General features: G+C 73.6%; 20 protein-coding genes. 16 read left to right on the forward strand and 4 right to left on the reverse strand.

All coding sequences use genetic code 11. The annotated features are described in order from the left end of the window. Positions 1-527 precede the first annotated feature (527 nt). Complete coding sequence (locus tag Q8791_RS01020; protein WP_330089627.1) at positions 528-1550, reverse strand: hypothetical protein; 1023 nt, start codon at positions 1548-1550, stop codon at positions 528-530. A 409-nt stretch (positions 1551-1959) separates the two neighbouring features. On the opposite strand from Q8791_RS01020, the gene Q8791_RS01025 reads away from it, so the two are divergent. The 7 genes from Q8791_RS01025 (at position 1960) to Q8791_RS01055 (ending at position 12357) form a co-directional block, all read left to right on the forward strand. After that, complete coding sequence (locus tag Q8791_RS01025; protein WP_330089628.1) at positions 1960-3993, forward strand: acyltransferase family protein; 2034 nt, start codon at positions 1960-1962, stop codon at positions 3991-3993. Positions 3994-4365: 372 nt separating this feature from the next. Then, complete coding sequence (locus Q8791_RS01030) at positions 4366-5979, forward strand: hypothetical protein (protein WP_330089629.1); 1614 nt, start codon at positions 4366-4368, stop codon at positions 5977-5979. Continuing rightward, positions 5976-7187: a TRAFAC clade GTPase domain-containing protein gene (locus Q8791_RS01035; RefSeq protein ID WP_330089630.1), complete on the forward strand. Its 1212-nt coding sequence runs from the start codon at positions 5976-5978 to the stop codon at positions 7185-7187. The genes Q8791_RS01030 and Q8791_RS01035 overlap by 4 nt, the downstream gene beginning before the upstream one ends. A 90-nt stretch (positions 7188-7277) precedes the next feature. Continuing rightward, positions 7278-9881 carry a GTPase-associated protein 1-related protein gene (locus tag Q8791_RS01040; protein ID WP_330089631.1) on the forward strand — a complete coding sequence of 868 codons (2604 nt, stop codon included), beginning with the start codon at positions 7278-7280 and terminating at the stop codon, positions 9879-9881. Further along, positions 9878-11755, forward strand: a complete 1878-nt coding sequence (locus Q8791_RS01045) for a TRAFAC clade GTPase domain-containing protein (protein WP_330089632.1) — start codon at positions 9878-9880, stop codon at positions 11753-11755. The genes Q8791_RS01040 and Q8791_RS01045 overlap by 4 nt, the downstream gene beginning before the upstream one ends. Positions 11756-11781: 26 nt before the next feature. Next, a complete protein-coding gene (locus tag Q8791_RS01050) occupies positions 11782-11913 on the forward strand; it encodes a hypothetical protein (protein WP_330089633.1) in 132 nt (43 codons plus the stop codon). A 147-nt stretch (positions 11914-12060) separates the two neighbouring features. Continuing rightward, entirely contained in the window at positions 12061-12357 is a 297-nt protein-coding gene (locus tag Q8791_RS01055; protein ID WP_330089634.1) for a YciI family protein, read from the forward strand. Between the two features lie 84 nt (positions 12358-12441). Here the strand turns inward: Q8791_RS01055 and Q8791_RS01060 are convergent, their stop codons facing one another. Further along, positions 12442-12864 carry a VOC family protein gene (locus tag Q8791_RS01060; protein ID WP_330089635.1) on the reverse strand — a complete coding sequence of 141 codons (423 nt, stop codon included), beginning with the start codon at positions 12862-12864 and terminating at the stop codon, positions 12442-12444. Positions 12865-12966: 102 nt separating this feature from the next. Here Q8791_RS01060 and Q8791_RS01065 point away from each other — a divergent pair, with 102 nt between their 5' ends. From Q8791_RS01065 to Q8791_RS01075, 3 genes are all read left to right on the forward strand, one after another. Next, on the forward strand, positions 12967-13551 hold the full coding sequence (locus Q8791_RS01065) for a TetR/AcrR family transcriptional regulator (protein WP_330089636.1): 585 nt from the start codon (positions 12967-12969) through the stop codon (positions 13549-13551). 153 nt (positions 13552-13704) lie between these two features. Further along, entirely contained in the window at positions 13705-14799 is a 1095-nt protein-coding gene (locus Q8791_RS01070; RefSeq protein ID WP_330089791.1) for a CobW family GTP-binding protein, read from the forward strand. Positions 14800-14952: 153 nt separating this feature from the next. Next, entirely contained in the window at positions 14953-15426 is a 474-nt protein-coding gene (locus Q8791_RS01075; protein ID WP_330089637.1) for a hypothetical protein, read from the forward strand. 109 nt (positions 15427-15535) lie between these two features. Here Q8791_RS01075 and Q8791_RS01080 read toward each other — a convergent pair whose 3' ends face one another. Next, the gene (locus Q8791_RS01080) at positions 15536-16552 is read right to left on the reverse strand and encodes a LacI family DNA-binding transcriptional regulator (protein WP_330089638.1); all 1017 of its coding nucleotides are present in this window, start codon (positions 16550-16552) and stop codon (positions 15536-15538) included. A 213-nt stretch (positions 16553-16765) separates the two neighbouring features. Here Q8791_RS01080 and Q8791_RS01085 point away from each other — a divergent pair, with 213 nt between their 5' ends. From Q8791_RS01085 to Q8791_RS01100, 4 genes are read left to right on the forward strand one after another with little or no spacing between them, the layout of a single operon-like run. Beyond that, positions 16766-18061: an ABC transporter substrate-binding protein gene (locus Q8791_RS01085; protein ID WP_330089639.1), complete on the forward strand. Its 1296-nt coding sequence runs from the start codon at positions 16766-16768 to the stop codon at positions 18059-18061. After that, the gene (locus Q8791_RS01090) at positions 18058-18948 is read left to right on the forward strand and encodes a carbohydrate ABC transporter permease (RefSeq protein WP_330089640.1); all 891 of its coding nucleotides are present in this window, start codon (positions 18058-18060) and stop codon (positions 18946-18948) included. Before Q8791_RS01085 ends, Q8791_RS01090 begins: the two co-directional genes overlap by 4 nt. A 1-nt stretch (position 18949) precedes the next feature. Then, positions 18950-19774, forward strand: a complete 825-nt coding sequence (locus Q8791_RS01095) for a carbohydrate ABC transporter permease (RefSeq protein WP_330089641.1) — start codon at positions 18950-18952, stop codon at positions 19772-19774. Positions 19775-19819: 45 nt separating this feature from the next. Beyond that, positions 19820-21490 (forward strand): glycoside hydrolase family 43 protein, encoded by a 1671-nt coding sequence (locus tag Q8791_RS01100; protein ID WP_330089642.1) that lies wholly within the window; start codon positions 19820-19822, stop codon positions 21488-21490. Positions 21491-21777: 287 nt separating this feature from the next. Here the strand turns inward: Q8791_RS01100 and Q8791_RS01105 are convergent, their stop codons facing one another. Then, positions 21778-22251: a YkvA family protein gene (locus Q8791_RS01105; protein ID WP_330089643.1), complete on the reverse strand. Its 474-nt coding sequence runs from the start codon at positions 22249-22251 to the stop codon at positions 21778-21780. Positions 22252-22874: 623 nt separating this feature from the next. Between Q8791_RS01105 and Q8791_RS01110 the strand changes: the two genes are divergently transcribed. Further along, complete coding sequence (locus Q8791_RS01110) at positions 22875-23999, forward strand: hypothetical protein (protein ID WP_330089644.1); 1125 nt, start codon at positions 22875-22877, stop codon at positions 23997-23999. A gap of 69 nt (positions 24000-24068) precedes the next feature. Next, complete coding sequence (gene cpaB, locus Q8791_RS01115) at positions 24069-24842, forward strand: Flp pilus assembly protein CpaB (protein ID WP_330089645.1); 774 nt, start codon at positions 24069-24071, stop codon at positions 24840-24842. Positions 24843-24844 lie beyond the last annotated feature (2 nt).

Here is a 24844-nt window from a genome sequence, read left to right on the forward strand (position 1 = left end):
GCTCCTGGCCTTCCTCAGGGGGTTCCTCATCACGGTTCTCCTCCTCGGCGAGGTCGGATCGCGTTGTCGGTTCGTCGCGGCGTCGTCGCCGCGGTTCTCCCGAGCGCGGTCACGTCGCTTCGGCGTTCGACGGCGCCATGACCGTTGCCCCGGGGCGGTCGGGGCCGGGTACTCCGCCGGCTCCGGTCCCCGCGGTGCTCCTACCGCGCTCGCACCGTCGGCGGGGCCGTGTGCCCTCACCGTGCCGAGGGCTCCGGGCCGCGTCCTTCACGCGACCACGGGCGTCTCCGCGTCGTTCTCACGGGGAACGGTCGGCACGGGGGAGAAATAATCACGAAATAGATACTTTTTTCATGCTCAACCGCTGTGTTACCCCAACACGTGGTAAAGATGCGCTTTCTCTGGGGAAAACCGGTGCGGGGGCGCGTCGGCGCAAGCTCCCGGACGGAATCACCGCAGCTCAGGTCCACCGTCGCGGAATCTCTCAACTCGCCGAGTTTTTCGGCCGGGACGGCGTCGCGGAGCCGTCACCCGGCGGCCGCGGGCGGGAACCCGCCTCCGGGGACGCCCGGTCGGTCGGTGCTCTGCTCCGTGTCTCCGGCCAGTTCCGGAAACGACGCGCGGACGCGGTCCGCCACGTCGTCGAAGCCCCCCAGCGCCAGGACGCGCACCTGCTCGCGGGCGAACTCCGCACGGGCGCGGTCGTCCTCGACCGCGTCGATCAGGCCCCGGATGATCGCGACCTGGACGTCGCGTTCGGCCGCGTCGTGGCCGTCGGTCTCGGCGGGCCACCAGTAGCTCTCGAAACCCTCGCTGTCGACGTCGTTGCCCGGTCCGGCGGGTGGGAGCTCGTCCCCGTCCCGGTGCGGGACCGGTGCTCCGTCGGGGATCGGCCCTCCGTCGCCGAACGGTGCGTCCAGGGGGTCGAGCTCTACGAACGGGTACGGGTCCGGGGTCGGCGGGGAGACCGCCGCGGCGGCCTCGTCCAGCTCCTCCTCGGCGTCGCACAGCGCCTCGCGCAGCGCGACGTCCTTGCGCAGCGAGGACAGGCGACGCAGCCGCTCGGTGTCCTCGTCCGCCAGGCGCAGGCTCACGTCCTCCGCCCACGCGACGACCCCGCTGCCGAGGACTGCGGTCTCGACCGCGAGTCGGGCGGCCAGCTCGCACTCGGCCATCCCCTCCCACGCGGGGTCGGTCTCACGGGCCAGTTCGGACGCCCGCGTCACGACGGCGAGGACCGCCGGGGCCACGGGGTTGCGCAGCCGCAGGTCGACGTGGCCGGACCAGCGCCAGTGGACCGTGGCGGAGAAGTACAGGTCGTGGTCGTCGACGGCGCTGCGCAGTGCGACGGGGCGGATCCGGGTGCCCCTCTCACCGGTGCTCCCCTGGGCGGGGCCCGGCTCCGGTTCGGAGCGGTCGGGCTCTCCGGGGGCGGTGTCCGCTCCGCCCGAACGCGGCAGGAGGGCCACCAGGCACAGCAGCACGACCGGAGCCCACAGCAGGGCCCAGGGTCCGATCAGCGGGTACAGCACGGCAGGAACGAGGGCCACCGCGGTGGCGGCGGCGATCAGGCGCGCTCGTGTGACGGGGGTGACGGTGCGCCTCCTCTCGCGACACGGCCGCGGCGGACCGGGCTCTGCCCGGCGCCCTCTGGTGGACGGGCGCGGACCGGTGACCGGGCACGCGGCGACGGGGTCGCGGCGCCGTCGGTGGGGTGGCACCCGTACACGACAGTGTGCCGGAGATTCGGAGCGCGTGTGCCGGGAACGCGCCCACACGGAGGTCGTGTGGGGAACATCCGGTCACGGGAAGGTGTCCTTTCCACCCAGGTTGGGCTAACACCTTCCTCCGCAGCGCCTCGGAACGCGAATCAGGTCGCCGGAACGTAACAGAATGCGATCACCAGTTCCGCGGCCCTTCCGGTCGCCCGTCCCCGAACACGCTCGCGGAGCACACCTCATGCTTGCCACACGTCCCGGGACCGAACGCAGGTTCCGCCCGGAGGTCCAGGGGCTGCGCGCCGTCGCCGTCCTGCTCGTCCTCGTCTACCACCTGAACCCCGCCCTCCTCCCCGGCGGCTACGTCGGCGTCGACGTCTTCTTCGTCATCTCCGGCTTCCTCATCACGTCGCTGCTGTACCGCGAGGCCACCACGCACGGACGCGTGTCGATCGGCGGTTTCTACGTGCGCCGCGTCCGGCGCCTCCTCCCCGCCGCGACGGTGGTGCTGCTGAGCACCGGCGTCGTCGCGTACTTCCTCCTGCCGGTCACCAGGCTGACCGACACGGCCTGGCAGCTGGCGGCCTCGGCGTTCTACGTCGAGAACCTCTACCTGGCCCGGCAGGCCGTGGACTACCTGGCCGCCGACACCCCGCCCAGCCCCGTCCAGCACTTCTGGTCGCTCTCGGTGGAGGAGCAGTTCTACCTGGTGTGGCCGCTGCTGTTCGCGGTGTGGGCCCTCACCCGGCGCCGCCTGCGGACCACGGCCCGCGCCCTCACCGTGCTCCTCGGGGCGGTGCTGGTGCTGTCGTTCGCCTGCTCGGTGGTGCTGACCTCGCAGGAGGCGGCGTCCGCGTACTTCCTGCCGACGACCCGCGCCTGGGAGCTGGCGGTGGGCGGACTGCTCGCCGTCGGCCTCGCCCACGGCAGCCTGCCCGAGCGGGTGCGCCTCCCCCTGGGCTGGCTGGGCCTGGCCGCGGTCGTGGCCTCCGCCGTCGCCTACGACGACGCGACACCGTTCCCCGGGTGGGCCGCGGCGCTGCCGGTCCTGGGCAGCGCGGCGGTGATCGCCGCCGAACAGGGATCCGGCCGCCTGTCCGCGTCCGCGCTGCTGGTCACCGCGCCGGCCCGGTGGATCGGCGACATGTCCTACTCCCTGTACCTGTGGCACTGGCCGCTGATCGTCTTCGCGCTCGTCCTCACCGGCCGGGACGGCCTGGGTCCCCTGGACGCCGCCGTGGTGGCGGGCCTGTCCGTGCTGTTGGCGTGGGCGACGAAGGTGTGGGTGGAGGACCCCGTGCGCGACCGGGGCCTGGTCCGGAGCGGGCGCTCCGCGCTGGCGGTGGCCACGGCGGGCATGGTGTCGGTGGCGGCGGTCGGCGGCGCGGCGTACCTGCAGGTCGACCGGTCCGGTTCGGTGACGTTCGACCCGGCCGTCCACACCGGCCCGGCCGCGCTCGGGCAGTCCGCGGCCCCGGACGGCCGGTGGACGTACCCCTCCCCCGTGAACGCGGAGGACGACGTGCCCCTGCTGTACGACGACGACTGCCAGGCGTCGAAGGAGGCCACCGACCCCGGCGACGCGCACTGCGTGTACGGGCCGGAGGACGCCGGGACGAAGGTGGCGATCGTCGGGGACTCCCACAGCGCCCAGTGGTTCCCGGCCCTCCACGAGATGGCGAAGGAGAGGGAGTGGCGGCTGTACCTCTACACGAAGTCGTCCTGCGCGTTCACGGACACGATGACCACGGACGCCGAGGGCGGCGCCTACGAGGAGTGCCGGACGTGGAACCGCGCCGTCGTCGAGGAGTTCGCGGAGCTGGAACCGGACCTGGTCTTCACCAGCTCGTCCACGACCAGCAAACCCGTCGGCGTCGACTCGGCCGAGGAGGGCGGATCCGCGATCGCCGGGGGCATGAGCCGCCTGTGGGGGGACGTGGCGGAGGTCGCGGGCCCGATCGTGGCCATCCGGGACACCCCGCGCCACCAGCGCGACGTGGTCGAGTGCGTGTCGGCGAACACCGACGATCCGGGCACCTGCGAGGTCACCGAGGGTGAGGCGTTCGCCGCCTCCGACCCGCAGGAGGAAGCCGTCCGGTCCCTGGGCGACGAGGCCCACCTGATCGACCTCAGCGACCGGTTCTGCACCGACGGCGTGTGCCCAGCGGTGATCGGCAACGTGATGGTCTACCGGGACGCAGGGCACATCACGGAGACCTACATCCGCCTGCTCGCCGACGACCTGGGCAGCCGCCTGGACCGCACCCTGTCCTGACATCGCCCGCCGACGGGCCCGGTGCCGCCGAGAGCGGCGCCGGGCCCGTTCGTCGTGCACGGTCCGCCCCGGCCCGCACCGCGGCGGAGCACACGGTTCCCGGAATTCCCGAGAACCACTTTCCCCGCCTTTCCGGAGATTCTTACACCGACCGCCAACAAAGGCTTTCAAGAACACCAAAAAGGAGTGTCCACTCCATTTCCACTCACATCGACCGGCTTTCGGGTCGCCCACGAAAGAGCACGTGGAAGGCCGAAACAAGAGCGCCGAGAATATGCGCACCGATGGGCGTCCAAGTCATGTGTTCTCCCCATTCACGAAGGCCGTCGAGCGTATGCTCGTGCACAACACAGCGCGTGAGAACGCTGCGCCATGCCCCCGGAGAACGCGGACGACCACCACGAGCGCGAGGGGAACGGCACGATGCCCTGGGACGCACAGGACCGCAGACGCTACGAGGACGGGGTGCGGGTGGCGGAGCCCCTGCTGCCTCCGCCGGAGGCGCGTGCCCGCGTGGACGGCCGGGACGTGGTCGTGTCCTGGCAGCCGAGCCCGAGCCCGGCCGGCGCGGTCACCTACCGGGTGGCGCGGCGGACCGGCAGGGCCGGAACGTCGCGCGAGGTCCCGGTGGGCGGACTGTCGGGAACCGAGATCACCGACGTCGGCGCACCGGTGGGCGCGGAGGTCCGGTACGCGGTGGTGGCGGTGCGTGACGGCCGCGACGTGTCGGAGGCCGCGCAGACGTGCCCGGTGATGATCACACCGGAGGTGTGCGACCTCCGGGTGCGCGCCGACGACGTGTCGGTCTCCGCCTCGTGGCGGCCCCCGGCGGAGGCGGTGCGCGTGGAGGTGCGGCGGGGCGAGGGGGCGGCGCCGCGGGGGGCGGGCGACGGTGTGCGGGTGGAGACGGACGGTACGGGGTTCCGGGACGTCGGCGTTGGCCCGGGCGCGGAGTACTTCTACCTGGTCAGGGCGGTGTACCTGACCTCGGACGGGCACGCCCGGGCGTCGGCGGGCCTTCTCCGGCGTGCGAGCCCGGGCCCGCTCCCCGCACCGGTGAGCGACCTGACCCTGGCAGCGGACGGCGGGGCGGGCATACGGGCCCGGTGGACGCGGCCGTCCCGTGGACGGGTCGTCCTGAGAGTGGGCCCGGAGGCGGCGAGGTGGGCGCCGGGAACGGTGGTCGACCCCGACGAGCTGGCCGCCCACGGACCGGAGGTGCTCCAGGAGCCCGGGCCCGTTCCGGAGGAGGGCCCGGGGGCGGGGTGCGAGCGGGTGGAGCTGGTCCTGGGCGCGGGTACCAGCCACGTACTGGCGGCGACGGTCGCGGGCGACCGGGCGGTGGTGGGCGACTCGGTGCGGATCACGAACGCCCCGCCGGTGGAGGGGCTGCGCGCCGAGCGCTTCGACACCTCGGTCCGGCTGGTGTGGACGTGGCCGGACGGCGCCGCCGCGGCCCTGGTCTCCTGGCGGCCGGACCCGCAGGGCGGCGCCGGAGATCGGTCCGGGGTGGCACTGCGGTGCATCCGGCGCCAGTACGAGGCGGACGGCGGCTTCGAGGAGCCCATGGGACCGGATCCGGTGCGCGTGGACGTCCGCGCCGTCGTGGTGTCGGGCGGGGAGGAGGCGGTGAGCGCCCCCGCGTCCGTCACCGTTCCGGGCAGGTCGGTGATCGCCTACCACGTCGAACCGGTCGGGCTGCTGCGGCGCGCACGGGTGGTCCACCTGGTCGCGGAGCGGGCCTGCGCCATGCCCGAGGTGTCGGTGGTCTACGCCGAGGGGGCGGTGCAGCCCCACTCGGGAGCCCAGGGGCACGTCCTGGCGACCCTGTCGGCCCGGCCCCTGCGGGCGGGCGAGCGGGTCTCGGTGCGTGTGCGGCCTCCCCGGGGGGCGGGACCCGGCTGGCTGATGTGCTTCCCCGCCGCCGCAGGCGACGACGGCGCCGCCGGCCTGCGCCAGCCCTCGGTGAAGGAACTGCGCCTGTGAGGGCCCTGGACGCGTTGCACGCCCTGAGCCCCCTGGACGGCCGCCGCCTCGTGTGCCCGTACTGCTACACACGGTTCACCGAGCGCCTGATCCGGTTCCGCTGCACCGGTCGGCCCGGCCCCGGGGGCCGGGTCTGCGCACCGGTCGAGGACGCGGCGATCCGGGCCCAGCTGGGGTGGCGCGAACGGCTCCCCCCGGTGTTCGAGGCCGACGGCCGGCGGGCCCTGGCGGCCTGCCCGGAGTGCTCGGCGCCCACCGGCAAGCAGGTGTGCGCCACCTGCCACGCCCAGCTGCCGGTGAACTTCGGCCGCACCCGCAGTCGCATGATCGCCCTGGTCGGAGCCCGTGACGCGGGCAAGACGGTGTTCATGACGGTGCTCATCCACGAGCTGATGAACCGGGTGGGCGCCAGGTTCGGCGCGTCGGTGGGGGGCTCGGACGACCACACGCGCCACCGGTTCAGGGCCGAGTACGAGACACCGCTGTACGAGGAGGAACGTCTGCTGGGAGCCACCCGGCGCACCGGGACGACGCGTGAACCGCTGGTGTTCCGGTTCACGGCGCCCCGGCGCGGGTTGACCGGCAGGCGTCCGCAGCACACGCTGCTGTCGTTCTTCGACACCGCCGGGGAGGACCTGACGTCCGAGGCGAGTGTCGAGGCCAACCTCCGGTACCTCAACAACGCCGACGGGGTCATCCTGCTGCTGGACCCCCTCCAGATGGAGGGCGCCCGCGGACTGGTCCCGGCCGGGACGCGGATGCCCGCGCCCGGTCGTCCGGAGAACCAGCCGCTGGACATGCTGGGCCGGGTCACCGACCTGCTCATGAAACGGCCGGGGACGGCCAACCGGCTCATCCGGGTGCCCATCGCGGTGTGCCTGACCAAGATCGACGCGCTGCGCGGCCAACTGGACGCGGGGTCGCCCCTGCACCGGCCCCAGCCGGGGGCGCCGTTCTTCGACGACTCCGACAGCCAGGACGTGCACGCCCAGATCCAGCAGCTCCTGCACCGGTGGGACGGCGGCGGTGTCGACGGCCACGTGCGCAACCACTACCGCAACGCCCGCTACTTCGGCGTGTCCGCGCTGGGCTGCACCCCCGACGGCGGGAACCGGGTCAGGGGAGGGGTGCGTCCCTACCGGGTCGCCGACCCGTTCCTGTGGATGCTCGGCGAGTTCGGGGTGGTCCCCTCACGGGAGGGTCCCTGACCGGGGGCCGCAGTGCGACGTGCCGGGGAGGCGGTCCCACCGACCGCCGGCTCCCCCGCGAACGACCAGAACGACCGGAAGGGCGCGCCGATGGGCTTCGCTCAGCTCTACTACACCTCGTGCGAACACGGCCTGTCGGGGTACGCGGGATACCAGTTCAACGCGGCCACACCGGGGGTGGACCCCCGGGTCCTGAGGGAGGTCGAACGGTTCACCGTCTACGAGCCCCCGCGCCGGTCCTCCGCCGACCGGGCCGCCGAGCACCCCGTCAACCTCTGCTACTCGCCGGACCTGGGTGGGACGCCGGTGCTGAGCCGGGTCGTGTCCAGCGGCGACGACCCCTCGGGGCGCCCGGGCAACTACTTCGCGCACAGCCTGCTGCCGGTGGGCCCCGGGGACGCCGCGGACCTCGCCGTCGGGGGCACGGGGCCGCTGCCCGCCGAGCTGTGGGACGCCGGCTTCTGGGCGGACGCACCGGTCGAGGACACCGAGCTGCCGGTGTTGGAGGTCCGGTGCGGTCCCCTGGACCGGACCAGCACCGACGCCTGGTTGCGGAGCCGGTCCCCGGAGGCGGTCGCACGCCTGCTCGTCGGCGCCGACGACGCCGTGGAGGGCGCCCGCCCCCTCGTGCTCGTGGCCGACAGCGGCTCCGTGGCCCGCTGGGTGGCGGCTCTGACACACCTGTTGCCGCCGGAGCGGGCGCGGTTGCTGTCGTTCGCGACGTACAGCGGCAGTCCGGACGAGACTCCGGTGCACGTCATCGGTGTGCCTCCGGGTTCGGACACCGCACCGTGGGAGGGCCGGTTCACGGTGTACGACCCGGAGTCGGACCCACCTGGCGGGCTTCCCGAGCCCGACGAGCGGTCGCGCGCGGTCGCCGAACGGCTGACCCGGTCGGGGACGCGCGGCGCCGTGGGGCTGTGGCGCAGGACCGCCGCCTACGCGTCGGGGCGGGAGCGCCTGCTGGCGGACTGGCGTCCGGTGATGGCCGCCGCGGTGGTCCTGGACGACGGCTCCCCCGGGCCCGCCGACCTGCGCGCGGTCCGCGAGTGGCTGGCGGAGGCGGTGGACTGGCTGGCCCCCGGCGACACGGCCGCCCTGGTCACCCGGGTTCTGGACGCCGGCGCCGAGTCGTTGGACGACGGGGCTCTGGCCGGGTTGCAGCGGGTGGCGCACCTGGCGGGGGCGGACGGGGTCACCGAACGGCTCGAACGCCTCCTGGTGCACCGGTCCCTCGACTGCATCGCCGCGGGCGGGGCCGCCCCCCGGGTCGCGCCGATGCGCTCGGAGTCGGTGCGCGCTGCCGCGAGGGAGCGCATCTCCGTCCTCCTGGGCGGTGCGCCGGGCGAGCGGGAACGGTCGGACCGGGGAGAGTCGGCGGGCGGGGGCGGCGGCACGGCGGCCGGTGCGGCACAGGGCCCGGTCGGGCCCGACCGGGCCGTGGAGCTGCTGCGGTGGGCGCGCGCGGGAGGGCTGGCGCCGTCGGAGGTGAGCCTGGAGAGGTACGGACGCGAGACGGTCGCGCCGCTGTTGGCGGACCCGCCGCCCGGCGGCCCCGCCGCGGTCGGGTGCGGAGGGCCGCACCCGGGGCCCGGGTCGCCCTCCGAGCAGGCGAAGCCGGCGGGCCGGGGCCCGGCGCCGGCCGCTCCCCCCGATCCCGCCGTGGCGGCCCTGTTGGCCCACCACCACGAGGTGCGGCGCGGAGCCGCGAAGGCCTTGGCCGGGCTTCCGCGCACCCTGCTGGCGGACGTGGCGGTCGGGCCGGTCGGCGCCCTGTTCGCCGAGGACCGCGACGGTTCCAGCGCGCGCCTGCGCGAACTGCGCCGGCTGGCCACCGACAACCGCGCCGACCCGGTGGGGCTGCTGGCCCACGTGGTGTCGGTGCGCAGGGAGGGCCGGGCGTCGAACGCGCCGGGCCTGGCGGAGCACGACCTGGACGCCGCCCTGCTGACGGAGGTGTGGGGCCCCGGGCACGGCCCCCACTCCGCCCTGCTGACCCTGCGTGCGATGCGCCCCGGGGTCCTGGTGTCCCCGGGGGTGGGCGCCTGGGTGACCGAGGCGATGGTGTCCGCGCCCGCCGCGGGTGCGGAGCGGGCGTGGCGGGACCTGGTCGACGAGGTGTCCCGGCACTGGCTCCGCGACCGGTTGCCGGTCGCCGGCCAGCGCGTGGTCGTGGAGTGGTCGGAGGTCCGCCCCGCCCTGTCCGGGCTCCGACTGGCCGGTGAGGAGCAGGGGCCGGGACGGCTCGCCGCCGTGTACCGGGCGGTCCGGGAGGTCCATCCGGCGGTGGACGCCGTCGCCCTGCGGATGGTCGTGCGCGTGCTGTCCGGGTGGCGCAGCCCCGGCACGCTGGCCTCGGCCCTGCGGGACTGCCCCGAGGACGTGTTCGGGGCCTTCTGCGGGGTGGTCGCGGCCCGGCTGGCCGACGAGCGGCCCGACACGGCGACCGCCGCGGTGGTGTACCTGGCTTCGGGGCACGCGGGGCTGGCGGGGCACGAGCGGGCGCGGCACCTGGACTCCGCGGTGCTGTCGCCCGCCGTGGCGGCGTGGCGCCGGCGTCACCTGGTGGGGCTGCGCAGGCACCTGCCCCGGGAGGGGACGGCCGCCTTCGACGAGTGGGCGCGGCTGCGGCGCGAGGACCGGGAACGGAAACGGTTCGGGCTCGGCCGTTGGGGAGGCGGGCGGCGGTCGTGAGGGGTTCGACGGGAGGGGATCGGGACGCGGGCACCACACGCGCCGGCGGGGAGGACGGCGCCGCCCGGAGGCAGGCCAGGGGCCGGGCCTCCGACGCGGGACGGGCGGGGGCGCCGTGGTCGCGGCGGGACGACGGCGACGCGGACCTGGGGCTGGTCTGCGCGGTCGCGGCGGCGGTGGTGCTCGGCCTGGTGGCCGTCTACGTTCTGCGCTGGTGGCTGTTGGCGATCCTGGTCAGCGCCGTCGTGGCCGCGGGCGTCGCCGCCGCCGTGATCGGGGCCTGCGTGCTGTCGGGCCTGTACCTCCGCCGGACGCACGACGTGATGTTCGGTGACGGCCGCCCCGGGGAACCGCTGCCCGGCACCGGGGACGACCCCGCCCACCGCGCCTACCACGGGGGTCCCGCCTGGTGGGACCTGAGGGCGATCGTGCGCCGGACCTGGAGTTCGTCGGCCCTGTGGGGTGTGTTCCTGGGGGTTCACTTCGCGGTCCACGCCCTGCTGGTGACCGTGTACCTGGCGGCGGCCTGGACGCTCGTGGGGGCGCTGCGGGTCGCGGACGCCGGGCTGCTGGTGGTCCGGCGGGTACGGATGGTGTGTCCGGGGTGCTTCCTGAGGCTCGGTTATCCGGCGTACCTGTGCACGCGGTGTCAGCGCAGGCACGGCGCGATCCGTCCGGGGCTGCGGGGGCTGGTGCGGCGCAGATGCCTGTGCGGCGCCCCCCTGCCGACGCTGCTCCTGCTGGGCTCGGCCGACCTGGACGCCCTGTGCCCGCACTGCGACCGGGGTCTGGAGCACCGGCCCGGAGAGGCCAGGGAGTTCGTGCTGCCGCTGTTCGGGGGCGCGGCGGCGGGCAAGACACGGCTGGTGGCGGGGATGAGCACGGCGCTGGCGCAGGCCGCGCGCAACTCCCCGGAGGCGTTCGTGGAGACCGTCGGCGGGGAGAGCGCCCCGCGGCCGCGCGACGGTGGTCGGGCTCCGGCGGCGGGCCGCCGGCCGGCGCCGGTCCCCCGGGGCGCCGAGGTCCGGGGGCTGACGGTACGGGTGGGCGCCGAGGGGCGGACCCTGCTCCTCCAGGTGTTCGACGCGGCCGGGGAGCGGTGCGACCGGTCGGCGACGGCCGAGGAACTCACCTACCTGGGGCAGGCGTCGACGTTCGTGCTGGCGGTGGACCCCCTGGGCATCGAGGCGGTGTGGAGGGCGATGACCGCCGGGGAGCGGTCGCGCCTGTCGGGGGACCGGTCGCTCACGCGCGATCCCGAACTGGCGTACGGGGCGGTGCGCGACGAGATCCAGCGGCAGTACCGGATGTCCGGCCGGGCGCTCCGGTTCCGGCGGTCGCGGACCCGCCTGGCGGTGGTGGTCACCCGCGGGGACCTGGTCCGCGGCACCTCCGTCGCGCCCTGCGGGGTGGCCCCGGGGGAATGGGCGGAGCGGACCCTGGGCCTCGGCAACCTGCTGAGGCAGGCGGCGGCCGACTTCGGGGAGGTGCGGGTGTTCCTGACCGCGGCCACCGACGGCGCCGGTCCGCCGGACCCCGGCCTCGCGACACTGCTGCGGTGGGTGCTGGCCGGTGAGCCCGCCGCCTTCGCGGGCATGCTCGCCGCCCACGTGCCCGCTCCGGCGCAGCGCTCCGGTGGGCACGCGCCGACCGCGCCCGGGCCGGAGCGGTCGGCCGGTGCGGCTCCCCTGTCCGGTGCTCCCCTCGGACTCGCGTCCAAGCCGGCTCCGCCCAGGGCGGGCGACGCGCGGGACGGCCCTGTGATCGGCGCGAACGGCGCGGACAGTGCGGACGACTCGTGCGGGGCGGCCGACACGGTCGGGCCGTTCGGCCCCGGCCCGTCCCGGCCCGAACGCGTGGGGGGATCCCGATGACCTACCGGGGCCATGCGCACCGGGGCGTGCGCCGAACCATCGCCGTGGCCGTCTACCTCGCCACAGCGGTGCTGACCGCGGCCGCGATCACCGCCGTCGTCTGGCTCGGCGTGGTCGCCGTCCAGGGCGTGTGGGAGCACGCCCTCGCCCGGACGTGACGGCGGGCACCGGCGCGACCACCAGCACAGCGGGCGCCGGGGAAGGCGGGGACGGCCCGGTCCCGGTCACGGGTTCCGGGGCGTCTGTGGCACAGTGGCGGCGAGCGCGGTGCCCGCCGCCCGACCACACCTTCCGGGAGGAACCCGATGGCCGTCTTCGCCGTCACCTACACCTACGCCGACGACAGCGCCGCTGCGCGCGACGAGCACCGTCCGGCCCACCGGGACTACCTGGGCGGGCTCTCCGAGCAGGGCGTCAACCTGTGCTCGGGGCCCTTCGGCCCGGAGGAGGCCCCCGGCGCGCTGCTGTTGTTCCGGGCCGACTCCAAGGAGGCCGCGGTGGCCCACACCGAGAAGGACCCCTTCCGGATCCAGGGCCTGGTGGCGGAGGTCTCCGCCCAGGAGTGGGTCCCGGTACTGGGGCCGCTCGCCGAGCACTTCTGAGCCGCCTCTCGGCGCACACGCCGCGGGGCCGGTCGTCCGACCGGCCCCGCGGCGTTTCCCCGGCGGCCCGTGCGCCCGGATCGGCTACTCCGGCGCGAAGCCGTTGTCCTTCATCCACTGAGGGTCGGGGGCCACCAGCTGGAGGATCTCCACGAAGAGTCCCTCCGGCCCGGCGACCTGGAAGCGACGCTGCCCCCAGGGCTCGCTGACCAGCGGCAGGACGAACTCCAGCCCTGCCTCTCTCAGTCGCTTCTCCTCCGCGTCCACGTCCTGGACCAGGAAGGCGACGAGCGTGCCCGCCACCGAGGCGCCGAGCATCCCCTCGCCGAGGGACCCGTGGTCGCGCTGCACGAAGTCCAGCGACAGGTTCTTGTGCTGCGCGTGCTGGGTGTTGACGTACCAGCCGATGTCGACGTTGATCTCGAATCCGATGTGCTCGACGAACCACTCGGCGCCGGCGCGCGGGTCGTCGCACAGTACAGCCATGCCCATGAGGTCGATATTCACGCGGTTCTCCCCGAGTCCGTTCTTGACCACTTCGGTCAAAGTACTACACTCAAAGTGGTTGTAGCAAGCGCGCATTTCCCGACGACTGGAGACACGAGAACCATGCGACAGAACCCCGAGCGCAGGCGCACCCTCCTGGACGCGGCGATCGACGTCCTGGCCGAGGAGGGGGCGCGGGGACTCACCTTCCGCGCGGTCGACGCACGCGCGGAGGTACCGAAGGGCACCGCGTCGAACTACTTCGCCAACCGCGCCGAACTCCTGCTCCAGGCGGGCGCGCACGTCCACGTGCGGCTGACCCCCACCGAGGAGTTCATGGCCCGGTTCGTGGACGCCGAGCCGACCCGGGAGCAGACGCGCCTGGGCATGCGCGACCTGCTGCGGCGCATCGAACTCCACCGCAACGGCTACCTGGCGCTGCTGGAGCTGCGCCTGGAGGCCAACCGCCATCCGGGCATCCGCGAGGAGCTGACCCGTACGATCAAGGACACCCTGGAGGAGAACGTGCGCACCCACCTGGAGGGCGGGTTCCCCGGGGACCGGACCACCGTGGTGACGCTCTACCTGGCGATGACCGGACTGTTCGTCGAACACCTGACCCTGCCGGACGTCCTCGCCGACGACGCCGCCGAGTCCATGGTGGACCGCATGGTGGACCTGATCGTCCCCGACCCCGGCGCAGCGTGACGCCGAAAGCGGCCCCGGAGGACGCTCCCGCCACCCGCCCGCCCCGGCCGGGGCCCGGGCGGCGTCACCCCGTGCGATACGGTAATGGTTATCGTTTTCGCAACAGTGGTCCCTGACGAAGAAGGGTGTCCCCGGATGGAACCGACGACCCCCATGCGCGTGGCCGTGGTGTGCGGCCTGCACCGGAACGCGCGCGGACGGACGGTGGAGGAGCTGCTCGCGGCGGAGCCCGGCGCCGTGGCCGTGCACCACGACCTCTGCGGGATCCGCGAGGGCGTCGTCCACCGCGTCGTCCGCGACCGGACGGGGCAGGTCGAGCACGGCCGCGTCCACCTCGACCACCCGTGCGTGTCCTGCGCCCTGCAGGAGGACCTGGTCCCCGCGCTCCTGGAGCTCGCCGCGCGGGGCGAGCACACCCTGTGCGTGGTGGAGGTCTGGGAGGGGGTCGAGCCGCGGCGCGTCTGCGAGGCCGTCGCGGCGCGGGCGGAGCTGCGGCTGTCCGCCGTGATCGGCGCCGTGGACGCCGAGCGCCTGCTGCCGGACCTGTCCGGCCACGACGACGTGCGCGACCGCGCGCTGGACCTGTCCGCGGAGGACGAGCGTGCCGTCGCCGAGGTGCTCGCCCACCAGGTCGAGTACCCGACGGTGCTCTCCCTGCACGGCTCGCGGCACCTCGACGAGGCCCGCGCCCTGCTGGAGCAGCTGAACCCGGCCGCCGCGGTCCTCCCGCCCGGCGGTCGGTCGGCCGACCTGACGCACGGTCGCTTCGACACCGGGGCGGCGGCCCACAGGCTCGACCCCGCCTGGGCGCAGTACGCGGAGCGGCTGGACGGCCGGGTGAGCACCGTGACCTGGACGCGCAAGCGCCCCCTGCACCCCGAGCGGCTGCACGGGGCACTGGAGCGGATCGTGGCGTCCGGCCTGCGCGGCCGGGGAAGGATCTGGCTCGCCGACCGACCGGACACCCTCCTGGTGTGGGACGCCTACAACGACGCCCTGCTGCTGGAGAGCAGGGGTCCCTGGCTGGGGGCGCTCCCCGGCGCCGCGGCCGACCTCGTCCCGGAGATCCGCCGGGCCTCCGCACTCCTGGACTGGGACCCGGTGATCGGCGACCGCCGCCAGCACCTCGCGTTCACCGGTGTGGACCTGGACCCCGCCCGCCTGGTGCCGCTGTTGGACTCGTGCCTGCTCACCGACGAGGAGGCGGGCCTGCCCCTGGGCTCCGACCCCTTCGCCGACGCCCTCTGACTCCACGGGCCCCCGCGCACACCTGCGCGCGCACGGGCGGGCACACTGGACGGGCCGGGCCCGGACCCCGCGGTTTCCGGAAGCCGCCCCGGAAAACCCCTGTCCGGGGGCCCGCCCGGCGTGCGAGACTCCTGATCCTCGCGAGGAGGCCCTGTGAACACACACCACTTCGGCATCGTCACCGGCGACGGCCGGACCCGGCGCGCCGTCGTCGAGCTGCCGGGACGCCCCGACGCTGTCGTGACCGGCGACGACGAGGCCGGACTGGCCGACGCGATGTCCGAGGTCGTCGCCGACCGTCTGGGGGTCTCCCCCGACGACGTCGACGTGACCCTCTTCGGGCACGACGGCGGCGACGACGCCCCCTACTACGCGGCGGCCGTGCTGTGCGACGGCGCCGGGTGGCACACCCGGTTCCCCGCGCAGGAGGACCTGCCCGCCGCGCTGCACCTCCCGGTGGCGCTCAGCGAGGCCGCGGCCGAGGGGCAGGCGCTGCGCGCGCTCGCCTCGGCCCTGGGCCGCCCCGCCGAGAGCCTGGACCTGGAGGTGGTCCGCATCGGCCCGGGGAGCGAGGACGCGGACGACGACTGGGACGACGAGGACGAGGACGGGTGGGACGGCACCTGACCCGCGCGTGAGGGGCGTCCCGCCGCACGCCCCGGCCGCCCTCCCGTGACCGTCCGCCCCCGGACACGCACCCCCGCGCACCCGGCACCGGGCACGGCCTCCGGAACCGTCAGTCCTTGGGCGGGGCCGTACTGCTGCGCTCCACCAGACGCGTGGCCATCTCCACGCGGGTGGTCTCGGGCCGGTTCCCGCCGACCAGGTCGAGCAGCATGCGCGCGGCCATCTGCGCCATGTCGCGGAGGGGCTGGCGGATCGTGGTCAGCGGCGGAGTCGCCCACAGCGCCTCGGGCAGGTCGTCGAAGCCGACCACGCTGACGTCGTCCGGGACGCGCAGCCCGCGGTCGAACAGGGCCCCGTAGGCCCCTCGGGCCATCTGGTCCGATCCCGCGAAGATCGCGGTGGGCGGCTCGGGGAGCTCCAGGAGCGCGGCCGTCTCCGTCCTCCCCGTGTCCAGCAGGAAGTCGCCGTAGCGGACGTAGTCGTCCGGGACCGTGAGGCCGGCGTCGCGCATGGCGCTGCGGTAGCCGTCCACCCGCGCCCTGCTGCACATCACGTCGGGGGGCCCGCTCAGCGTGGCGATGCGCCGGTGCCCCAGGCCGATGAGGTGCTCGGTCGCGGCCACGCCCCCGGCCCAGTTGGTGGCGCCGACCGCGGGGACGTCCTTGGCGAGGTCCCCGACGGGGTCCACCACCACCACGGGTATGCCCAGCGCCGCCAGTTGTGCGTGCTGTGCGGCGGACAGCTCCGACAGGACCAGGACCACCCCGTCGGAGTTGCGCGCCTGGAGGTTGTCCAGCCACTTGCGCCCCGGCCTGGTCCGGCTGCGGTCGTGGACGGCCGAGACGACGATGCCGAACCCCGCCTCGTGGGTGACCTCCTCGACCCCGTCGAGGATCGCCATGGACCACGGGCTCCCCAGGTCGAGGAAGACCAGGTCGATCAGCCCGACCGTCCGGTCGTCCCGGTGCCTGCGCGGCTGGTAGCGGTGCTGTTCCAGGAGCCGTTCCACCTGGCGGCGGGTCTCCGCGGCGACGTCGAGGCGGCCGTTCAGCACCTTGGACACGGTCGGGACGGAGACCCCCGCCTCCTGGGCGATCTCCGCCAGGGTGGGTCGTCGCTGTGGCATGCGCCTCCTCGTCGGGTCCGGGCCGGGTGAGGTTCGCGGCCCCTCCGGATCCTATCTCGAAACCTTTCGAGAACATCCACCGTAACCTACCCGAAATCAGAGGGGGCCTTGACGCGTCCCCGCGCACAACTTAGCGTCATGCCAACCGAAACATATCGAAATCTTTCGAGGATTTCGACTCACGTCTCCCCCCGACGGAAGAACGGTGTCCCCATGAGAAGCACCCACCGGATACGTGTGATCGGCGGAACCTCGCTCGCCCTGGCCATGCTCCTGGCCACGGGATGCGGGACGACCGGCCCCGGCGACGGCGACGCCTTCCAGGTGTGGGCCCTGGAGGACGCCGCGGTGAACGAGCTCGTCGAAGCGGGCATCGAGTCCTACAACGCCTCCGGCGACGTCCCCGCGGAACTCGTCACCTACGTCAACGACTCCTACAAGCAGCGGCTCCAGGTGGCACTCGGCTCGCCCAACGCGCCCGACGTGTTCTTCAACTGGGGCGGCGGCAACCTGTCGCAGTACGTCGACGCCGGCCAGGCCGTCGACCTGACCGACGACCTGGAGGCCCACCCGGACTTCCGCGACGCCTTCCTGCCGAGCGTGCTCGACGTCGCCCGGATCGACGACGCCCACTACGGTGTGCCCATCCTGGGCGTGCAACCCGTCGTGCTGTTCCACAACAGGGCGGTCTTCGAGGAGGCGGGCATCGAGCCCCCCGAGACCTACGACGAGCTGCTCGACGCCGTCGACACCTTCCAGGAGCGCGGCGTCACCCCCATCACCCTGCCCGGCGCCCAGGGCTGGACCCAGCTGATGTGGTTCTCGTACCTGGTGGAGCGGGTCGGCGGGGCGGAGAAGTTCCAGGCCGTCATCGACGGCGAGGCGGACGCCTGGAGCGACCCGGCGGTCGTCGAGGCCATGGAGATGTGCCAGGACCTGACGGAGCGCGGCGCCTTCGGCACCAACTTCAGCTCCATCGACTACGACAACGGCAGCGCCTCGGCGCTCCTCGCCACGGGCGAGTCCGCCATGTTCCTCATGGGCACCTGGGACATCGCCCGCCAGCAGCAGGACAGCCCCGACTTCATGGCGAGCGGCGACCTCGGGTACACGGCCTTCCCGGCCGTGGAGGGCGGCGAGGGCGAGCCCGGCGCGATCGTCGGCAACCCCAGCAACTACTTCTCCGTCAACGCCGACAGCCCCCACACCGAGGCCGCCGTGGACTTCCTCGTCGAGACCTTCGCCTCCGACGAGTACGTCGACGGGCTCATCGAGGCGGGCCAGGTGCCCGCCGTCGTGGGCGTCGAGGACCGGCTCCGGGAGAGCGAGCACGCCGACTTCGCCACGTTCACCCACCAGCTGGTCTCGGAGGCGCCGAGCTTCACCCAGTCGTGGGACCAGGCGCTGTCCCCGTCCGCCTCGCAGGCCCTGCTGACCAACCTCCAACTGCTCTTCCTGGGCGACATCACCCCCGAGGAGTTCTCCCAGGACATGGAGCAGTACCTGTGAGGACCGCGACCCCCGCGGAGCGGCCCGGGTTCGCCTGGGCCGCTCCGGCCCTGCTGTTCTTCGGACTGTTCGGCCTGGCACCCGTCGTGGTGGTCGTCTACCTCAGCCTCACCGCGTGGAACGGGCTCGGGTCCCCGCAGTGGGTGGGCCTGGACAACTGGCGTGCGCTCCCGGGCGACCGCGACGTCGGCCGCGGGCTCGCCGTCACCCTCACCCTGACCGCGCTGTGCTGGGCGACGCAGACCCCGCTGGCCCTGGCCTTCGGCACGTGGGCCGCGGGGCACCAGCGCGCACGGGCCGTGGCGAGCGCCGTCTTCTTCCTCCCCCTCCTGCTGTCCACGGCCGCCATCGCCCTGATCTGGAAGGCGCTGCTCGACCCGAACTTCGGCCTCCCCTCCCAGGTCGGCCCCTGGATCGGACTCCCCGACGGCAACGTGCTCGGCAACAGCTCACTGGCCCTGTACGCGATCGTCCTCATCCTGCTGTGGCAGTTCCTGCCGTTCCACATGCTGCTGTACCAGGCCGCCGCGCGGCAGATCCCGCGTTCCCTCTACGAGGCCGCCGAACTCGACGGTGCCTCCCCGTTCCGACGGTTCTGGCACATCACCGTCCCCCAGCTGCGGCACACGGTCATCGCCTCGTCCGTGCTGATCCTGGTCGGGTCGATGACCTACTTCGAGACCGTCCTGCTGCTCACCAACGGCGGCCCGGGCAACGCCACCCGCATCCTGCCGCTGCACATGTACAACCAGGGCTTCATCGCCTTCGAGATGGGCTACGCGAGCGCCATCGCGGTGCTGCTGGTCGTGATCGGCACCGGGTTGTCGCTGCTCGTGGTGCGCGTGACCGGCTACGCCCGGATGACCAGCCAGAGAGAGGGGATGTGACATGGCCTCCCGAACCAGGCCCTCCGTCGGCGGGGGGATCGGGGCCGCCCTGTGGCTCGTGGTCGTGGCGGTGCCGATCTACTACCTGCTCGTCACCAGCCTGCGCGGTCCGGGCGACTACATGGCCGACGGCCCGCTGGCCCTGCCGGACACCCTGACCCTGGACAACTACCTCAACGTCTTCGAGGTGGGGTTCCTGCGGTTCCTCGCCAACAGCCTGGTCGTGGCGTGCGGCTCCGTCGCGCTGGTCCTCGCCGTGGCCCTGCCCGCGGCGTTCGCGATCGTGCGCGGCCGCAGCCGCGCCCTCCGCGTGGCGTTCCTGCTGTTCCTGCTGGGGCTGGCGGTCCCCGCCCAGGCGGTGATCATCCCGATCTACCTGATCATCACCCGGCTCAGCCTGTACGACAGCCTCACCGCGATCATCCTTCCCACGGCCGCGTTCACGCTGCCGATCTCCATCGTGGTGCTCACCAGCTCGCTGCGGGACGTGCCCGGCGAACTCTACGAGGCGATGGCCCTGGACGGCGCCACCAACCTCCAGGCGTTCCTGCGCCTGGTGCTCCCCCTGTCGCGCCCCGGCGTGGTCACCGTCGCCATCTTCGTGGGGCTCAACGCCTGGAACAACTTCCTCTTCCCGCTGGTGCTCACCCAGAGCGAGGAGAACCGCGTCCTGCCCCTGGGCCTGTGGTCCTTCCAGACCCAGTACGGCACCGACGTGCCCGGCCTGATGGCCGCCGTCGTCCTCTCGACCCTGCCGATCTTCGCCCTCTACCTGTTCGGGCGCAGACACCTGCTGAGCGGCCTGGCCGCGGGGTTCGGCAAGTAGGAACCCCTCCCCCGACGACACGTACCGCACAGACGAAAGGCAACGATGACGACCGTCCCCGCCACCGCCGCGCTCTCCGGGACCATCACCAACCCCGTCCTGCCGGGGTTCCACCCCGACCCCTCGATCCTGCGGGTCGGGGAGGACTACTACCTGGCCACCTCGACCTTCGAATGGTGCCCGGGGGTGGTCCTGCACCACTCCAGGGACCTGGTCCGCTGGCGCCCCCTGGGCGGTGCCCTGACCGAGTCGCGGCTCCTGGACCTGACGGGGCGCCGGGACTCCGCCGGGGTGTGGGCGCCCTGCCTGTCGTACAAGGACGGGCTGTTCTACCTGATCTTCACCAACGTCGAGAACTACGCGGGAGGCTTCTGGGACACCCCCAACATCGTGACCACCGCCCGGGAGGTCACCGGCCCGTGGTCGGACCCGGTGCCGCTGCACTCCATGGGCTTCGACCCGTCGGTCTTCCACGACGAGGACGGCCGCAGCTGGGTGCTGTCCAACCTGAACGACTGGCGCCCCGGCAGGAACGCGTTCAAGGGGATCCTGCTCCAGGAGCTGGACACCGACGCGATGCGGCTGGTGGGCGAGGCGCGACTGATCTTCACCGGGACCGAGGCGGGTGTGACCGAGGGATCGCACCTGTACCGCAGGGACGGCTGGTACTACCTGGTGACCGCCGAGGGCGGCACGACATGGGACCACCAGGTCACGGTGGCGCGGTCGCGCGGGATCGACGGTCCCTACGAACCGGATCCGGCCGGTCCCACCCTGACCTCGCGCCCCGACCCCTCCCTGGTCCTCCAGAAGGCGGGGCACGGGAGCCTGGTGGAGACCCCGGGCGGCGAGTGGTTCCTGGCCCACCTGGCGTCGCGTCCCCTGACCGAGCGCGGCCGGTGCGTGCGCGGCCGGGAGACCGCGTTGCAGCGCGTGGAGTGGTCGCCCGAGGGGTGGCCGCGCGTGGCGGGCGCGGTGCCGCACGAGGAGGTCCCGGGCCCCGGCCTGGAGCCGCACCCGTGGCCGGAGCCGCCGGAGGTGGACGGCTTCGACGGCGCCGTGCTGCGCCCGGAGTGGAGCACGCTGCGGCGCCACGCCTCCGGGGACTGGCTGTCGTTGACGGAGCGCCCGGGGCACCTGCGCGTCCGGGGCGGCCAGTCCCCGGCGGGGACCCGGTCGCCGAGCCTGGTGGCGCGGCGCGTCCAGCACGAGCGGTGCGTCATGGAGACGGTCATGGAGTTCCGGACCCGCACCTTCCAGCAGATGGCCGGGCTCACCGCGTACTACAACACCAGGCACTGGCACTACCTGCGGGTCGGTTTCGACGAGGAGGAGGGGCTGTTCGCGAGGGTGCTCACGTGCGACCGGGGCCGGTTCCGGGAGGTCGGCCACCGGATCGTGGTCGAGGGCTGGGAGCGCTGCCACATGAGGGCCCGGGTCGACGGGGCCGAGCTGCGGTTCGCCCTCTCCCGGGACGGCCTCCGGTGGACCGACATGGGTGTGGCACTGGACGCGGGGATCCTCTCGGACGACCACGCGGCCGAGCGGGAGGGGGTGGGGGGCGGCCACCCGGACCGGGAGGGTGACGCGGGTCTGGTGCGGGCCTGGGGCTTCACCGGCGCGTTCCTCGGCCTGTGGGTCCACGACCTCGCCGGGACCGGCTGCCACGCGGACTTCGACCACGCGTCGTACCGGGAGGTGACGGGAACGCCGTGACCCCGGGGCGGGGCCGGGCGCCCGGCCCCGCCCGAGCGGTGCGGCGAGCGGGGGCCGCGAGCGCCCGAGGGGCGCCGTCAGTTCGACCGCGAAGCCACAGGGGTAACAGAGGTCACACCATCAACATTTCCGGCTGAACCGTTGCGGGCTTCGGACACCGCCCGACGGCTGGGGCCTCGGCGGCGGACGAACGCGACGGGTCCCGCGTGTGCGGTGACACGCGGGACCCGTGGAGGCGTCGGCACGGCGGGGCCCGCCGGGTCCGCCCGGCCGGGCCCTCCCGTACGTCAGGGCTTCCGAGCGGCGGCCTGCCCGGCGCCGTCGCGGACGTCGTGGCCGGGGAATCCCCCGTGCCCGGGGTCGGCCTGGCCCGGGCCGTCCGGGCGGGCGCCGTCCCGACCGGCTTGGTTGGCCTGGTGGAAGGCCTGCTGGGCCTGGTTCTGCCGCTCCCACCGGACGAAGCGCTCGCTCTCGCCCAGCGCCATGGTGGTCAGCCACACGGCGACGCCGACGTCGTCCGCCAGGCCGAGCAGCGGGATGAAGAGTTCGGGAACGAAGTCGATCGGCGAGATGATGTAGAGCGCCAGCGCCAGCATGCCGAGCAGCTTCGGACTGGTCAGGTCGGGGTAGCGGCCACGCATCTTGGCACCGAGCATCCGCGGGACGGCCCCGACCCGCTTCCAGACCGAGACGTCGGTGTCCGTGTTCTGGATGACCTGCCAGGCGGCGGCTCCGGCCGCGGCGCGGTTTGCCTTGCGCATCGTTGGTCTCCTCAGGGGGCAAGTGACTTCTCAAGATATGACGCGAAATCTCCTCGATTCGTTCCCCGGGGGGAGCAACCCAACCCCGGACGAGACGCATGCGACACCCGTTCCGGCCGGGGAGTTTTCCACAGTTCGGCCGTGGACACTGGTGGGGCGCGGGTCGGAGGGGCATTCTTGGGTGTGGAGAACGGAGGCGAGGCGACGAACACGCACCCACCACGCAGACAACTCAGACAATTCATACAAATGACCACCAAACAGGCACAGATGGGCCTGTCCACACCTTGGCCACATGCGGCCAACGCCGCCTGTCGACCGCCCGGAAGGGGGAGACAGGACCGAACCCGAACCGATCCCCTTCCGCCAGCGCGGGAGACCCGCCCCCCGAGCCGCGTCCGCCGGTTTCCCACCCCCGCCCCTCTCTGCCACCCCGCACCCCGTGTTCAATGGCGACAAATACGAGGTCTCCCCCCTTCAGCCACACATTCGTTACGATGCGTTGGGGTGACTCCTTCGACGCGGGAGGCCACCCGGCTTCAGATCTCTCCCCAGTGCGCAGAACCGATGGAGCTTGCCCAGTGTCCAGAGCCCAACCGCGGTCGGCGACGACCGTCGCCCTGTTGGCGGATATCCCCAGCACGGGCCATGTGGGCGAGGTCCAGGCGCAGCGGTTCTCGATGCGGGGCGAGGGCATCGGGGAGCGCAGCTCGGCGTTCGTCGCCTTCGCCAGGCAGCAGGTCGACGCCGGCCGCAAGGTCGTCGCGCTCTACCCCGCTTGGCAGTCCGAGGACGCGGAACGCGCGATCAACTTCGCGCGCGGCGCGATGCGCACCGACCACGTCGCGGGGATCGGCGTGGACCTCTCCCCCCTCGCGCTGTCGCTGATCGCGGACCAGCTCGCCTACCTCGCGCCCTACCTCCCGCCGGGCATGGTCGCCGCCCTCTGCGACGAACTCCCCCGGCACCTGCTCGCGGGCGCCTGGCTGAAGACGGTCTCCGGCCTGTCCACCATCCCCACCTCGATGCGCCAGCACATGGGCTCCTTCGCCCCCTCCGTGTCCTTCCTCGCCTACTGCGCGCCCACCGCCCGCGTGGGCCGCATGCGACCGGCCGACATCGCCCGGACCCTGCCCTTCCGCCCGGTCCAGCCGGTCCAGCTGCTCTGCTCCACACCCGACCCCTCCATCACGGGGGTCTTCGACGACAACCTGCCGCAGGCCATCCAGCCGGTGGCCACCCGTACGCTCCCCGCCCAACCCCTCGGCCCCGTGTACTGGGGGACCTCCCGGTACGTGGAGTTCGTCGCCCTGAGCGCCCACCCCCAGGCGCTCGCCTACGCGGCGGGGGCCATCCGCGCCTCCCACTGCTCCTGGTGCGGCGAACCCATGTCGGGCAGGCCCTGCCCCTTCTGCGCGGCCGACAACCCCCGGACCGGCGCACGGCTCCAGGCACCGCAGCCCACACGGCCGCCGGCGCCCGCACCCGCGCCCCGGCCGCAGCGGCGCCCCCTGCCCGGACCCGTACCGGGGCCCGCGCGGGGACCCGCGCCCGACCACGGGCGGGACCGGCGCCCGCCGGGTCCGCCACCGCCCTCCGAGCCGCCGGCCAACGGCGCCCCTCCGCCCCCGGGCGGCAGGGGAGCCGCCGACGGCCGCCCGACCCCACCGCCCGCCGACCGGCCGGAGGGCGCCCCGTTCGCGAACGACGCCCTGTGGCCCGGAACGCCCACGACCTACTCCCGCTAGGGCCCGCAACCGCGTCGGCCCGACGAGCGGACGGCCCCGCGACGACACTGGAAACGGAAAAGACCCCTCATGAACCCCCGTCAGCGACGTGGCGTGCTGCTCATGGTCGTCGCCGCCATCGGCGCCGTCGCCGTGTTCGCCTCCGTGTTCACCTACCTCAACTCCCAGCAGGAACGCCTCGGCGAGTTCGCGACCGTCCTCCGCCTGTCGGAGTCCGTGGACGCGTACCAACCCGTCGGCGAGGACTCCGTCGAACGGGTGCAGGTACCGAGCATGTACTTCGACCCCGAGGTGTTCATCACCGACCTTGCCGACGTGGAGACACCCGCCGACCAGGAACTCGTCGCCGCCTCCCACCTGGAGGAGGGCGTCTACCTCCAGCGCGGGATGGTGCAGCCCCAGCCCACCCTCACCACGGGTGAGCGGGAGATCGCGATCATGGTCGACGCCGAGACCGGTGTCGCGGGCAAGGTGCAGCGCGGGTCCTTCGTGGACATCTACGGCACCTTCCAGCCCCGCGACCACGGGGAGGCCTGCGCGGTGCGGATCATCACCGAGGTCGAGGTCCTCGCCATCGGCGAACTCCGCTCCCAGGAGGGTGAGAACGGCGGCGTGGCAGGGGTGGTCCCGGTGACCTTCCGCCTCGACCCGCAGGCGGCGCTCCAGCTCGCCTACGCGGAGGACTTCTCCACCAAGCTCCGGCTGGCCCTGGTGAGCGCCGACGGCGGCGGCTCGCCCGGGGGCACCGAGTTCTGCAGCGGGGACTTCGACGACCTCGTCGCGGGCGGGACCCCCGACGAGGGCGAGACGACCGACGAGCGGCCCGCGCCGCATGGGGGGTAACC

The organism is Nocardiopsis codii (assembly GCF_036327455.1).
Taxonomy (GTDB): Bacteria; Actinomycetota; Actinomycetes; order Streptosporangiales; family Streptosporangiaceae; genus Nocardiopsis; species Nocardiopsis codii.

What these genes read in the sequence shown, in the direction of transcription:
- Q8791_RS01025 (WP_330089628.1), top strand. Translation starts at nt 1,960, where the DNA reads ATGCTTGCCACACGTCCCGGGACCGAACGCAGGTTCCGCCCGGAGGTC.
- Q8791_RS01030 (WP_330089629.1), top strand. Translation starts at nt 4,366, where the DNA reads ATGCCCCCGGAGAACGCGGACGACCACCACGAGCGCGAGGGGAACGGC.
- Q8791_RS01040 (WP_330089631.1), top strand. Translation starts at nt 7,278, where the DNA reads ATGGGCTTCGCTCAGCTCTACTACACCTCGTGCGAACACGGCCTGTCG.
- Q8791_RS01055 (WP_330089634.1), top strand. Translation starts at nt 12,061, where the DNA reads ATGGCCGTCTTCGCCGTCACCTACACCTACGCCGACGACAGCGCCGCT.
- Q8791_RS01065 (WP_330089636.1), top strand. Translation starts at nt 12,967, where the DNA reads ATGCGACAGAACCCCGAGCGCAGGCGCACCCTCCTGGACGCGGCGATC.
- Q8791_RS01070 (WP_330089791.1), top strand. Translation starts at nt 13,705, where the DNA reads ATGCGCGTGGCCGTGGTGTGCGGCCTGCACCGGAACGCGCGCGGACGG.
- Q8791_RS01080 (WP_330089638.1), bottom strand. Translation starts at nt 16,552, where the DNA reads ATGCCACAGCGACGACCCACCCTGGCGGAGATCGCCCAGGAGGCGGGG.
- Q8791_RS01085 (WP_330089639.1), top strand. Translation starts at nt 16,766, where the DNA reads ATGAGAAGCACCCACCGGATACGTGTGATCGGCGGAACCTCGCTCGCC.
- Q8791_RS01095 (WP_330089641.1), top strand. Translation starts at nt 18,950, where the DNA reads ATGGCCTCCCGAACCAGGCCCTCCGTCGGCGGGGGGATCGGGGCCGCC.
- Q8791_RS01100 (WP_330089642.1), top strand. Translation starts at nt 19,820, where the DNA reads ATGACGACCGTCCCCGCCACCGCCGCGCTCTCCGGGACCATCACCAAC.
- Q8791_RS01105 (WP_330089643.1), bottom strand. Translation starts at nt 22,251, where the DNA reads ATGCGCAAGGCAAACCGCGCCGCGGCCGGAGCCGCCGCCTGGCAGGTC.
- cpaB (WP_330089645.1), top strand. Translation starts at nt 24,069, where the DNA reads ATGAACCCCCGTCAGCGACGTGGCGTGCTGCTCATGGTCGTCGCCGCC.